Annotated in this window: 15 protein-coding genes and 1 riboswitch; of the genes, 1 reads left to right on the top strand and 14 read right to left on the bottom strand. The window is 46.8% G+C overall.

Translation table 11 applies throughout. From position 1 onward, the window contains the following. Nucleotides 1-12: 12 nt before the first annotated feature. From AC58UX_RS22785 to AC58UX_RS22835, 11 genes are all read right to left on the bottom strand, one after another. Nucleotides 13-654: a site-2 protease family protein gene (locus AC58UX_RS22785; RefSeq protein ID WP_497256948.1), complete on the bottom strand. Its 642-nt coding sequence runs from the start codon at nucleotides 652-654 to the stop codon at nucleotides 13-15. Continuing rightward, nucleotides 654-1,124 (bottom strand): 6,7-dimethyl-8-ribityllumazine synthase, encoded by a 471-nt coding sequence (gene ribH, locus AC58UX_RS22790; protein ID WP_497256950.1) that lies wholly within the window; start codon nucleotides 1,122-1,124, stop codon nucleotides 654-656. The genes AC58UX_RS22785 and ribH overlap by 1 nt, the downstream gene beginning before the upstream one ends. A gap of 55 nt (nucleotides 1,125-1,179) precedes the next feature. Next, nucleotides 1,180-2,409, bottom strand: coding sequence for a bifunctional 3,4-dihydroxy-2-butanone-4-phosphate synthase/GTP cyclohydrolase II (locus AC58UX_RS22795; RefSeq protein WP_497256952.1), 1,230 nt, complete (start codon nucleotides 2,407-2,409; stop codon nucleotides 1,180-1,182). A 15-nt stretch (nucleotides 2,410-2,424) separates the two neighbouring features. Further along, nucleotides 2,425-3,096: a riboflavin synthase gene (gene ribE, locus AC58UX_RS22800; protein ID WP_497256954.1), complete on the bottom strand. Its 672-nt coding sequence runs from the start codon at nucleotides 3,094-3,096 to the stop codon at nucleotides 2,425-2,427. 16 nt (nucleotides 3,097-3,112) lie between these two features. Further along, entirely contained in the window at nucleotides 3,113-4,222 is a 1,110-nt protein-coding gene (gene ribD / locus AC58UX_RS22805; RefSeq protein WP_497256956.1) for a bifunctional diaminohydroxyphosphoribosylaminopyrimidine deaminase/5-amino-6-(5-phosphoribosylamino)uracil reductase RibD, read from the bottom strand. Between the two features lie 233 nt (nucleotides 4,223-4,455). Beyond that, nucleotides 4,456-4,637: riboswitch (FMN riboswitch) on the bottom strand. 114 nt (nucleotides 4,638-4,751) lie between these two features. Continuing rightward, entirely contained in the window at nucleotides 4,752-5,897 is a 1,146-nt protein-coding gene (locus AC58UX_RS22810) for a hypothetical protein (protein ID WP_497256958.1), read from the bottom strand. Nucleotides 5,898-6,023: 126 nt separating this feature from the next. Next, nucleotides 6,024-6,455, bottom strand: coding sequence for a peptidylprolyl isomerase (locus tag AC58UX_RS22815; protein WP_497256960.1), 432 nt, complete (start codon nucleotides 6,453-6,455; stop codon nucleotides 6,024-6,026). A gap of 115 nt (nucleotides 6,456-6,570) precedes the next feature. Beyond that, nucleotides 6,571-7,902, bottom strand: coding sequence for a diaminopimelate decarboxylase (gene lysA, locus AC58UX_RS22820; RefSeq protein WP_497256962.1), 1,332 nt, complete (start codon nucleotides 7,900-7,902; stop codon nucleotides 6,571-6,573). Nucleotides 7,903-8,061: 159 nt separating this feature from the next. Continuing rightward, entirely contained in the window at nucleotides 8,062-9,681 is a 1,620-nt protein-coding gene (locus AC58UX_RS22825) for a spore germination protein (RefSeq protein WP_497257266.1), read from the bottom strand. A gap of 71 nt (nucleotides 9,682-9,752) precedes the next feature. Beyond that, nucleotides 9,753-10,166 (bottom strand): stage V sporulation protein AB, encoded by a 414-nt coding sequence (locus tag AC58UX_RS22830; RefSeq protein WP_497257268.1) that lies wholly within the window; start codon nucleotides 10,164-10,166, stop codon nucleotides 9,753-9,755. 5 nt (nucleotides 10,167-10,171) lie between these two features. Next, nucleotides 10,172-10,807, bottom strand: coding sequence for a stage V sporulation protein AA (locus AC58UX_RS22835; RefSeq protein WP_497256964.1), 636 nt, complete (start codon nucleotides 10,805-10,807; stop codon nucleotides 10,172-10,174). A gap of 192 nt (nucleotides 10,808-10,999) precedes the next feature. Between AC58UX_RS22835 and AC58UX_RS22840 the strand changes: the two genes are divergently transcribed. Further along, complete coding sequence (locus AC58UX_RS22840) at nucleotides 11,000-11,209, top strand: DUF378 domain-containing protein (RefSeq protein ID WP_497256966.1); 210 nt, start codon at nucleotides 11,000-11,002, stop codon at nucleotides 11,207-11,209. An 80-nt stretch (nucleotides 11,210-11,289) separates the two neighbouring features. Here AC58UX_RS22840 and sigF read toward each other — a convergent pair whose 3' ends face one another. From sigF to spoIIAA, 3 genes are read right to left on the bottom strand one after another with little or no spacing between them, the layout of a single operon-like run. Further along, a complete protein-coding gene (gene sigF, locus AC58UX_RS22845; protein WP_028554229.1) occupies nucleotides 11,290-12,045 on the bottom strand; it encodes an RNA polymerase sporulation sigma factor SigF in 756 nt (251 codons plus the stop codon). 11 nt (nucleotides 12,046-12,056) lie between these two features. Continuing rightward, a complete protein-coding gene (spoIIAB, locus tag AC58UX_RS22850; protein ID WP_497256968.1) occupies nucleotides 12,057-12,503 on the bottom strand; it encodes an anti-sigma F factor in 447 nt (148 codons plus the stop codon). Further along, nucleotides 12,500-12,853 (bottom strand): anti-sigma F factor antagonist, encoded by a 354-nt coding sequence (gene spoIIAA, locus AC58UX_RS22855; RefSeq protein ID WP_497256970.1) that lies wholly within the window; start codon nucleotides 12,851-12,853, stop codon nucleotides 12,500-12,502. The genes spoIIAB and spoIIAA overlap by 4 nt, the downstream gene beginning before the upstream one ends. Nucleotides 12,854-12,864 lie beyond the last annotated feature (11 nt).

Consider the following 12,864-nt stretch of genomic DNA (forward strand, 5'->3'; position numbering starts at 1 on the left):
TTCTTCCCCTTGTCATAGTGAATAAAGATGCATAATTGCTTGTACTGCATATGGATAAATACCTGTGAGCGCCCATTGACCTAGGGGAGTAACAAGTAAAACGATTACAAGAATAAGTGCTTTCATTTGATACCTTGCCATCCATCGCTGTTTCGAAGGAGAAACGAAGCCTTTACAAATAAACCATCCATCTAGCGGATAGAGCGGCAGCAGATGAATTAATCCTACCATTAAGTTGACGATAACGAAATATTGTAAGTATACGCGCCATTGTTCCACAACCATCGATTCGGTGGTCATATCGAGAAGCGTGGGTAAGTAAAAATATAGCCACCAGAAAAACAAGACAAGCGCGAGATTGGTGAGGGGTCCCGCGAGATAAACCAAAGTATTCGATAGTTTCTTATGCTTAGAAAAACGATTGGAATCAACTGGAATAGGCTTCGACCAGCCATAGGGTCCAAAAATAATCATCGCCAACCCCAAAGCATCTAAATGTGCCAAGGGGTTGAGCGATAATCTTCGACTGTCTCGAGCTGTTCGATCCCCCAGCCACCACGCAACGCCTGCATGCGCTGTATCATGCAGGGTCATGGCGATTAGAAAAGCGAACAGCCTGGGCAGCAAAGTTTCCAAATGGAAATAGGCAAGCATTAGGACGTGAATTGCTTCGTCAAATTCGCCATTTCAATCGCAGTTACGGCAGCTTCCCAGCCTTTATTGCCAGCTTTCGTTCCCGCGCGTTCAACCGCTTGCTCAATGGAGTCCGTAGTTAGAACACCAAAGATGGTTGGTACACCCGTTTTCAAGTTAATCGCGGATACACCTTTCGCCACTTCACTGCACACATAATCAAAATGAGGCGTTGATCCACGAATTACCGCGCCAAGCGTGATAACAGCGTCATATTTGCCGCTTTCCGCCATTTTTTGTGCGATGAGGGGAAGTTCAAATGCACCTGGAACCCAAGCGATGTCGATTTCATTCTCTTCGACTCCGTGACGTTTAAGCGCGTCTTGTGCGCCGCCAAGAAGTTTGGACGTAATGAACTCGTTGAAACGACCTACGACGATCCCGTATTTTAAGTTTTGTGAAATTAAATGTCCTTCATAAATCGTTGCCATGTGTAGAATCTCCCTTTCTGTTGAACCGTTTTGGATGATATTACTGTGATCTAGATTAAATGCCTTTGCCGACGTCTTTAAAATTCAGCATATGGCCAAGCTTCTGTTTTTTCGTTTGTAAATAATTTAGGTTGTCTTTCTTGCTCTCCATTTGAATCGGAACCCGCTCATCCACTTCAATTCCATAGCCTTCCAACCCTTTGATTTTACGCGGATTGTTGGTAAGCAGACGGAGTTTGGTGATGCCAAGATCCTTCAAAATTTGTGCACCAATCCCGTAATCACGAAGATCTGGAGCAAATCCAAGCTTAATATTCGCTTCTACCGTGTCTAATCCCTGCTCTTGGAGCACGTAGGCCTTCAATTTGTTAATTAAACCGATGCCGCGACCTTCCTGTCGCATATATAATAATACACCATTGCCCTCTTCATCAATCTGTTTTAGTGCGGCATCCAACTGCGGACCGCAATCACAGCGATGAGAATGGAACACATCCCCAGTCAAACATTCGGAATGGACACGCACCAAGGTAGGCCTGGAAGGGTCAATTGTTCCTTTAACGAGAGCTACATGCTCCTTATCATCGAGTTGATTCGTATAAGCAATCGCTTTGAATGTGCCAAAATCGGTTGGCAAATCCACCTCGACCTCACGCTTCACTAGATTCTCTTGTTGATTCCGATATTGAATCAAGTCTTGAATCGTAATGATACTAAGCTCATGCTTCGCAGCAATTTCCATCAGGTCAGGTACGCGTGCCATTGTACCATCTTCTTTGATAACTTCACAAATGACGCCTGCTGGATACGAGTCACAAAGAATCGCAAGATCAATCGCAGCTTCTGTATGGCCTGCTCTGCGAAGTACTCCGCCTTTTTTAGCGATCAAAGGGAATATATGACCTGGTCGACGGAAGTCCTGCGGTTTCGTTGACGGGTCGATCAAGCCTTGAATCGTTCTGGAACGCTCATGCGCTGAAATCCCAGTGCTTGTATCGGTATGATCAACAGAAACTGTAAATGCTGTTCCATGGTAATCGGTGTTGCGCGCCACCATCGGAGGCAGATCCAGTTCTCTTGCTCTATCTTCCGTAATCGGCGTGCAGACTAGGCCACGACCTTCTTTGATCATGAAGTTAATCACTTCGGGTGTTGTTTTATCCGCAAGGGCTATAAAATCCCCTTCGTTTTCACGATCTTCATCGTCAACGACAATAATTACTTTCCCTAATTTCAGATCCGTGAGGGCCTCTTCAATCGTATTAAATCGAATGGGTTGTGTCATATACACCTCTCCTAACTACATAAAGCCGTTATCTGCTAAAAAGCTGGCAGTCAGCGTACTTTTCTTCGTTTCCCCGCGATGGGAAGATTCAGCCGGACCAAATTTGAGCAGTCGCTCGATATATTTGCCAAGTACGTCGCATTCGATGTTGACGGTGTCTCCTGGTTTTTTATCGTGGAGAACTGTCTGTGCAAGGGTATGCGGGATAATCGATACGGAAACATCGTGTTCTGTGACATCTACAACCGTTAAGCTGATCCCATCAATCGTAATCGAGCCACCAGGGATAATATAGCGAAAAATGTATGGATTATCCGGTTCGAATCGGTAAACAACCGCATTCTCTTCAGGTGTCCGTGAAAGTATCGTGGCTGTTGTATCCACGTGACCTTGCACAATATGCCCGCCAAAGCGGCCATTCGCCGCCATAGCCCGCTCTAGATTCACGCGCGTACCGGATTGAAGCTTGCGCAGGTTCGTCTTCCGATACGTTTCAGGCATCACATCAACGGAAAAAGAATCACTATCATACGAAATGACGGTGAGACAAACGCCGTTAACGGCAATACTGTCCCCCAGATGGACATCTTCTAGTATTTTTTTGGCGCCAATGGTAAGCACCATGGCTTGCCCTCCACTATGAATGCGGCGCATGTGGCCGATTTCTTCAACAATGCCGGTAAACATGCCACTCCTCCATTCTCTAGCTCTTATACATCGGATAGCCGGTGATGCAGACATCCGGCCCGAATTGCTCGACTTGTAGTCGGTCGAGCGTAATGGCATCATCCATCTTCGCATAGCCGTCGAAGTGGATGTTTACAGGTGCTGCGTTGCCCCCGCCGATAATTTTCGGCGCAAACATCAGCACCAGCTTATCAATCAGGCGCCGCTCCAGCATGGCGCCATTCAACCGCCCTCCACCCTCGAGGAGGATGGAGCCGATCTCGCGCTCGCCGAGCTGCTGCATGGCGAGCGTCAGGTCCACCTGCGGGCCGTCCCCGCAGGTGAGGACCGTGATGCCGCGCGCTTCCAGCGCGGCACGGCGCTCTGCGGGCGCCTGGGCGCTCGCGAGCAGGATCGTCGGCTGACGATCCTGCTCCGTGAGCACGCGGGCGCCGAGCGGGACTCGCAGCTGCGAGTCCGCGATGATGCGTACCGGCTGCACAGCCGGTACGTCGCCGCGCGTGCTCAAAAGCGGATCGTCGGCGATGACGGTCTGCACGCCGACGAGGATACCCTGATGCCGGTGGCGCAGGGTGTGGACAAAGGCACGCGACGCGGGGGATGTAATCCACTTGCTGTCGCCGGTTTTGGAAGCGATGCGACCGTCGAGGGTGCTCGCGGTCTTCATCGTCACAAAAGGCATGCGTGTGACGATGAATTTGTTGAAGGCTTCGTTCAGCTTCGCCGAAGCTTCACCTAGCAAGCCAACGCTGACATCCAATCCGTGTGCGCGCAGCTTGGCAATCCCAGTGCCCGCCACCAAAGGATTCGGATCTGTCGTTGCCACAACAACTCGAGTCACACCCGCTTCGATGAGGCGATCGCTGCAGGGCGGCGTTTTGCCATAGTGGCTGCAGGGCTCCAACGTAACATAAGCTGTGCTGCCCTTCGCTTCCTCGCCCGCCATCTGCAAAGCCAAAACCTCCGCATGCCCATGTCCGCGTTTCAGATGTGCGCCCATGCCGACAATGCGGCCCTCTTTGACGAGCACACACCCTACAACCGGATTAATGCCGGTTTGTCCGAGCGCACTCTCCGCCATCTGAAGTGCAAGTCTCATATACGCTTCGTCGTTCAGCACTTGCATGGATGATCCCCGCCTTCCAAATCCAGTCCTCAAAATCTAATGCAAAAAAGCCCCTTCCGCTTTCGGATGGGGGCCAGAGATTGTTTAGATAACACGAATAAACATCAGCTATTACGCTTGTCGCATTTTTGATCAAATCAAACAACACCGACGAAGTTGCCTTTGAAGACAGACCTGCCGAATTTTTGTTAATGTGAAAAAATGAACAAGCATGCTAGCGAATTGAGATTCGCATTTTCCTTCTCCCATCCAGACTATACTGTCGGTCCCGGAATTACACCAGGTCAACCGTAGCGAAGCTGTTGTCAGGTACCGCTAGCTTCACAACGGGTCACGGACTGATCGCAACCATATACATGTACATGCTTTGCGAATCACCGCCGGTGTGGAATTTCACCACGCCCCGAAGGTTTTGCATACTATAAACAAGAAGTAATAACTAGCATTAGCTACTAATTTCTTTGTTACACAAAAATTTATCACTCACGCATGAAAATTGCAAGGTCTTTTTTCATTTTTTCTGATAAAATTAGTCGGAATTGTTGGAATTGATTATATCCGAACAAATCGCCTCTTCCTCCCAACGGGGATTCGCATACCCAGCCGGAGCATTCAGATAAGGCAACCAAGCCGCATCGTAGCCTGTTTTCTTTTTGGCTGCGACACATGCATTTAGCGGATCCATTCCTTGCGACACTCTAGTTAAACGCTCCTTCCGAAGCTGTGAAAATCGCTTAACGATTCGTTCGAACTCAGCTCCCCTCTCGGCATTTTTCCCGCCTTCTACCCATTCGCCGTCAAAAATAAAAGCATACTCCTTGTAGGAAGTCCCCTGCATGTCAGCAGCTTCCGTATAATCTCGTAACGCCTGTTCCCTGTAACCGAGCGATTCAGCCCACAATCCACTGATAAGCTTGTGATACGGGGTAGGTGATTGTGTATAGACTCTCTGGGTTCTAACAAGTGTATTCTCTCTAATCAAATACGTCTCGGTGAATTCCTGCTGCCAAGGTCCTGCTCCAACAGAATCGATTAACCCTCCTGACAGCAGCAGCTTCCCATCGCGAATTTCTGCTTTCGATACACTCGCTACTACGGCTGAACCTTCATATGTTACAAGCTTTCTATCCAACCATGCGGATACGTTATAGGTGAAAAAAGTCGTATGAGCACCACTGTTTGTAGATACCCATATAATCTCTAGTTTACTATCACCTGTCAGATCCTGAATTCCCATGATCTTAGTTCGGCCAAAATTTTGATTACTAAAATTCAAACTTTGCTCTGTAAACTTACCGTCCTTCCAAACAATTACAACCCCATAGGATTTGCGCTGCAGCACCGCACCTGTTTGCTTATCCAGCATGTCCTCGTATAGCACAACAACCCATTCATTCGAAACCCCATCCTGATCCAGATCTGTGTGGATCACATTTAACCGCTCTTTCTCGGTATCGTAAGGCAACACCAACTTCTGCAACCATTTCGTCATATCGTTCACGGGTTCATTTAACTTACTGAGCTCTAGATCAAGCTGCTCCGTTAATCGCCTTGATACTATCGTTTCTTCAGCAGCTACTTTCATTGCTACATCTGCGGATTTCCTCACTCCTTCGGACACAGTCAAAGCACAAAAAACAGAGATTAATAAACCTGCTCCTAAAACGATTTTCAAACCCTTAGTCAACGAACATCACCCTTCACTCATCCTAATAACAAATTGACGCTAAACCTGAACGATAGGTTCTGAAAACAAAAAAACTGCTCAGACCTAAGTCTGAGCAGTTTCATCCATTTTTAATTAAACTTCTACAACTTCCACTTTTTCCATCAAGTCTCTGCCTTTGAAAGCATCAACAAGTTCCATACCTTTGGAAACTTTACCGAAAACCGTATGTCCACCGTCCAAATGCGGTTGCGGTTGGTATGCGATGTAGAATTGGCTTCCACCAGTGTTACGACCAGCATGAGCCATCGCTAGGGAGCCGCGCTCATGTTTGTTAGGGTTGATTTCACAGTTGATTTGGTAGCCAGGGCCGCCAGTTCCTGTTCCTGTTGGGCAACCACCTTGTGCTACGAATCCTGGAATTACGCGGTGAAAAACAAGTCCGTTGTAGAAACCGGAGTTTGCTAGTTTTTCAAAGTTAGCGACAGTGTTAGGTGCATCTTTCTCGAAAAGATCGATGACAACTTCGCCGCCACCTGCTAGTTTAATTTTTGCTTGTTTGGCCATTGTGGTCCACTCCTTTAGGAAAATATATCTTATTTTACTATGAATGAGGGCATTACACAAACAGCAGGAGAAACCCTAGGTATCTAGGTGCCTCCTGCCGTTTCACATAAAGCGATTATACCGTCTTCGTTACTTGTTTCATTCTCGCAGGAATGACATCATTGCCTACGATTTGATCAAAGGATTCGCGTTTCACGACGAGGTCGCTTTGCCCGTCTTTGACGAAAACAACGCCTGGTCTGCGAATACGGTTGTAGTTGCTAGCCATCGAGTAATTGTAGGCACCTGTACTCGAAACAGCTAGAATATCTCCTGCAGCTACTTTCGGCAGGTTCACGTCCCAGATCAGCATATCGCCGCTTTCACAGCATTTGCCGGCAATGGAAACAATCTCAGCTGGTTGTTCCGTTGCGCGGTTAGCTAGACCCGCTTCGTACACAGCTTCGTAAAGAGCTGGACGCGGATTGTCCGTCATGCCGCCGTCCACCGCAACATATTTGCGCACGCCCGGAATATCCTTCGTTGTGCCGACTGTGTAAAGCGTAGTCCCTGCATCCCCAACGATGCTGCGGCCTGGCTCAACCCAAATTTCCGGCAACGGATAACCGTTGCTGCCGAAGTTCGTTTTGATCGCATCCGTAATCGCCTTTACATAGACAGCGACAGGAAGCGGGGTATCTTCACTCACATAACGAATTCCGAAGCCCCCGCCAAGATTAATGACCTTGAACGTAACAGCCAATTCTGTCCGAACATGGATAGCAAATTCAGCCATTTTCTCTGCTGCCATACGGAATCCTTCAACTTCAAAAATCTGCGAACCAATATGCGAATGAATGCCTAACAGTTCAAGATTAGAAAGCTGCGAAGCCTCCTGAATCGCACGGAATGCTGATCCATTCCCAAGATCGAAGCCGAATTTAGAATCGGTTTGCCCTGTTGAAATATATTCATGCGTATGCGCCTCAACACCTGGCGTAATCCGCAGCAAAATTTTCACTTTTTGGCGTTTCTCAGCCGCAATGGCATTTAACATTTGAAGCTCGATAAAGTTATCTACAACGAAACAGCCAATTTTGGCGTCGATGGCCATTTCCATTTCGGAAATGGTTTTGTTGTTGCCATGGAAATGGATACGTTCTGCCGGGAATCCTGCTTGCAGCGCAGTATACAGCTCCCCATCGGAAACTACGTCCAGAGACATGCCTTCTTCTTCGACAATTCGGCACATTGCCATGACGCAGAATGCTTTGCTTGCATAAGCCACTTGAAACTTTAATCCAGATTGCCCGAAAGCATCTACGAATTCACGGCAACGCTGACGCACAAGCGCCTCATCAAATACATAGAGAGGTGTGCCATATTCGGCAACCAACTGAGTTGTATCCACACCGCCAATTTCGAGGTGGCCTTGGTCATTTATTTTACTGGTACCATGTAAATACATAGCTATATTTTCCCCTCTCCACTCCAACCTTCCCTATGCCAAATGCCGCTAAAGAGGTCGCACACATACTAATAAAAGTACCATAGTGCACGCATATTTGACAATACATGCGCCTAGATCAAACAAAAATGGGCAGGAAGTTTCCAGCCCATTTTCATACTATGATTTAGGTTGTCTTGTACCGTCAATCGGCTTTGTAATGCTAAGCCTAGTTTTGCTAGCTAATACAGGACGGCGGAGCAAAATGGAGAAAAAGCTCTTGGCATTAAAGGGAATAAACGGCCACATATAGGGTGCGTCATACGATTTCTTCGAAGCCAGCAAGATCAGCCAGAGCGTGGAGCCTATCACAAAGCCGGGAACACCAAAAATCGAAACAGTAATTAATAACGCTAACCTCACGATTCTATTTGCCAAACCTAACTCATAGCTCGGTGTAGCGAACATCCCAATCGACGCAAGGGCTAGGTACAGGATCACTTCATTGATGAAGAGCCCTGTCTTCACGGCTATGTCTCCGACCAGAATGGCGGCCACTAAGCCCATCGCAGTTGCGAGTGGTGTCGGGGTATGAACGGCGGCCATCCGCATCAGATCGATCCCGACATCAGCAATCAGGAACTGAAGCAACAGCGATAAAGTCCCTTCTTTCTGCGGTCCAAGGAATTCTAAGCCTGCTGGCTTTAAGGAAGGCTCCATCACCATGAGATACCATAGCGGCAGCAGGAAGATCGACATCATGATACCTGCAAAACGAACCCACCTCAAATAGGTGCCGATAAACGGGGTATTCCGATATTCCTCCGCATGCTGCACATGATGGAAAAAGGTCGTTGGCAAAATCATCACGCTCGGTGAGGTATCCACAAATACGCAAACATGACCTTCCAGTAAATGAGCAGATACCACATCAGGACGTTCCGAGTAGCGAACCATCGGATAAGGATTCCAACCCTTATTTACAATCATTTCCTCTAACTGTTTCTCACCTAATGGCAGACCATCGATCTCGACTTGTTCCATTTTATCTTTAATATCTTGGACAAGTGTCGCATCTGCAATGTCGTTAATATATCCGATACAGACATCCGTTTTGGTTCGTTTACCAATTTGCATAATTTCAAGCTTAAATCGCTCATCACGAATGCGGCGTCTAACGAGCGTCACATTCATTAGCAACGTTTCTACAAAACCATCTCGCGAGCCTCGTACAACGCGTTCCAGATCTGGTTCACCGATGGAGCGAATCGGATAACTCTTCACATCAATGGCGATGGCCTGAGTTTCACCTTCGATAAAGAAGGCGGTCCCGCCCATTAACACTTGTCCAACAATCTCAGACATTTTACTATAATGTTTCACTTGGATGTGAGGGATGAGCTTTTCTATGAACGCTTGCAAGGTATGATGTGCAACATCTTCCCTATCCGCATATGTAAGCCGCGTGATAATATCCGTCAGCACCGTATCTTTGGCAAAGCCATTGCAATAAAAAATGCCGACGCGTTTGGAGCCGAATACCATCTCTCTAAGAACAAGATCGAAGCTTCGATTCAAGCCAACCCGTTCTTCCAATACACGCTGCACATCGTGCAGATTTTTCGGAATATCTTCTTGAATCTTTAGCGCTTTTTCTTCCGGCGTCATGTTCGTAATCGGATTATAGACAGATAAATTGCCATCCTCATCGATAGCTAGCTTTTCTTCTTGACTAGCCTTATTCTCATTTCCTTGTGCTTCTTTATCTACTTCTCCTTGCACTTCTTGCACTTCTTGCATTTTTTCCTCGTCACTGTCTTGACCATTTCTAACAATAAATTTCAATGGGTAGCGCCTCCTTCATTCACCCGTTAATAAAATAACCATTCAAATAAGGAGCCAATGACTTTGCCGAATATCATAGCCATTAACAGCACGATCCGATAGGAATCCATTCCTACCCGCTTCGCCAATATCGGCAGCACATTCACAATTTCTGTCAGTGCCGCGGCAAGCAAACCGACGAAGCAACCAGCAAATAAGCCAAAAAAAGCGGCTCCCAATGGGAACAAATGCATATGCAAATCACTGAAATCCACCCATGTAAACGCCAAGGAGCCAAGTACGACTGCTGCTTCATATGCACGGATTTTGGAGAATGATTTTGTGATTTGCGCTAGTCTAGGAATGATATCCAGCACCACCAAAAAAGCGACCATGCCGCTGCCAACCGTGATCCCGCTCGCTAGGCCGATAAATGCGGCAAGGAATGCCTCCCCAAACAGCGTTATCACTTCGCGTCGCCTTCTTCATGGATTTTCGAGTACTCTTCTGTAATCACATAATGATTAATATTTTCTTGATACATAAACATCTCAACTTCCAATGGGCTTGGCTCTTCGTTGAATTTCTTTTTGAATAAGTGGTTGAAGAAAAGCACCATGCCTACTCCAATACCGATTGAATAGGGAATTTGCAAAATGAGCGGATGATCCACCTTTTTCCCCGTCATCAATTCATAAATTCGCTGATGAACCGTTAGCATAGAGACATCGGCATGAAAATTCATAATGGCCAGCCCTGACCCAATGAATAACAACAGCCAAACAACACCGATCAGCAACGGACTTGCTTTTTTATTATCGGTGTATATTTCGAGCAGCACATGCGGTTCTCCGAAATGTTCAACCTGCAGCTCTGGGTACAGCTTCTTCACTTTGCGAATGATTAAAAGCATATCGATAAGCACGCGATTCCCATCCTCATGCTGAGGCTGATGAATGACCAATTCGTTCAGGGCTTGTTCGTATTCGGGTTCCACAAATAGCTGTGCAATATGGTGCAGTCGCACGATATGCCCTTTGCGAACACGAGCTTTTCGGCGCAGTCGAATGTACAAATATTTGTTACCACCTACCTGGACCATGGTTCACCCCTCTCAGAGCTTAGCACTGTCTTATCTGCCTGCAAGCATCCATGTATAGGTGTAGTATGCAAAATATTACCTTGGCATAAACAAGTCGAGATTTGGTAATTTCTCCATGAATAAAGTCTGACTTGGCAAGGCATGTTAAATAAGGAATACGGATCACTTATTCCATATAAAGAAGGTGATAACATGGCAAAATTCGCGTTAACACTCGTCATCATTGGTGCGCTGAATTGGCTTCTAGTTGGGCTTTTTGAATGGGATTTAGTTTCTGCTCTGCTTGGGGGAGATTCACATCGTGAATCTTCAGGGTTAAGTCGTATCGTATATACCTTAGTAGGCTTATGCGGGGTATACTGCGTGAGATTTTATTCTTTCGACCGCTATTCGGTTCGATAGACTAAACGCAAGATCAGCTACGCGTACGCGCCGAAAAACCGTCCTCCCCTAGGAGCACGGTTTATTCAGGCTTTGACCTATTATTGTGCAATCTGATCTTTAATCGATTGCAATATCTTCTTTTCCAATCGCGACACTTGGACTTGGGAAATACCCAGTCTGCTCGCAACCTCCGACTGTGTCTGGTCTCGGAAATAGCGGAGATAGACAATGAGCCGTTCGCGTTCAGAGAGTGTCCCAATCGCTTCATTCAAAGCCAGCTTCTCGAACCATTTCTCTCCGGATTCATCCGAAATTTGGTCCATCAGCGTGATCGGATCTCCGTCGTTCTCAAACACGGTCTCATGAATCGATGAGAGTGGTTTATTCGCCTCTTGCGCGAATACAACCTCCTCCGGCGTAATCATTAGCTCCTCGGCAACCTCTTTAATCGTTGGCAGCCTTCCCAATCGCTTGGACAGCTCATCCTTCGTCTTGCGAATCTTGTTCGCGAGCTCCTTGAGTGAGCGGCTTACCTTAAGCGTCCCATCATCACGCAGAAACCGCTGGATTTCTCCAATAATCATCGGTACCGCATAAGTTGAGAATTTTACATCATACGAGAGATCGAATTTATCAACGGACTTCAGCAGCCCGATGCATCCGATCTGGAACAAGTCTTCGGCTTCGTAACCACGGTTCAGAAAGCGTTGAACCACGGACCACACCAAACGGATATTGCAGCTGACAAGTGTTTCTCTAGCGAGTCCATCTCCGGATTGGCTTAAGGCGATTAACCGTTTGACTTCCGAATCGTCTAAATAACTATGAGAAGCATGCTTCAGATCAACATCCATAGATCCTACCCCTAATTGTATAAAGCTTTTTTAGATTCAATTCGCTTCAACATGTTTATTTTCGTTCCGACTCCGACGGCTGTCACAACTTCCACTTCGTCCATGAAATTTTCCATAATTGTAAACCCCATACCTGAGCGTTCAAGCTCTGGTTTCGATGTGTACAATGGCTCTTTGGCTTGCTCTAAATCAGCAATACCTTCGCCTTTATCCTCAATTGTTAAACGAATAGTATCATCATCAATCTCAGCTGAAATGGTAATGACACCATCCGTTTTATTGTTATAGCCATGTATAATCGAATTCGTCACGGCTTCAGACACAACCGTTTTGATATCCGTCAATTCATCTAAAGTGGGATCTAATTGCGATACGAATGCAGCTACGGCTACACGCGCAAAGGCTTCATTCTCAGAGCGACTGGCAAATTGCAGTGTCATAAAGTTACGTTCACTCATAAAGCAACCTCCAGACTGGACATTGCATTACGTTCGTTATCCTGAATCGATACGATCTTGAACATACCCGAAAGCTCGAACAAACGATATACGGCTGGTGACACGTCACAGACGACCATTTTGCCGCCTTTGCTTGTGATTTGCTTATAACGGCCAAGAATAACGCCGAGACCCGAGCTATCCATGAAGGAGAGGTCCTTCAAACTAAGAATCAGGTGGAGCGTCTGCTCCTTCGCAATCGCTTCCTCCATCCTCGCCTTCACACTATCTGCTGCATGATGGTCAAGCTCGCCCTTCAATCTAACAATCAGCGCTCTTCTGCCTTGCTCAAACTCAATTTGCAGGCCCAATATGTTCACTC

It is taken from the genome of Paenibacillus sp. J22P90, assembly GCF_059692195.1.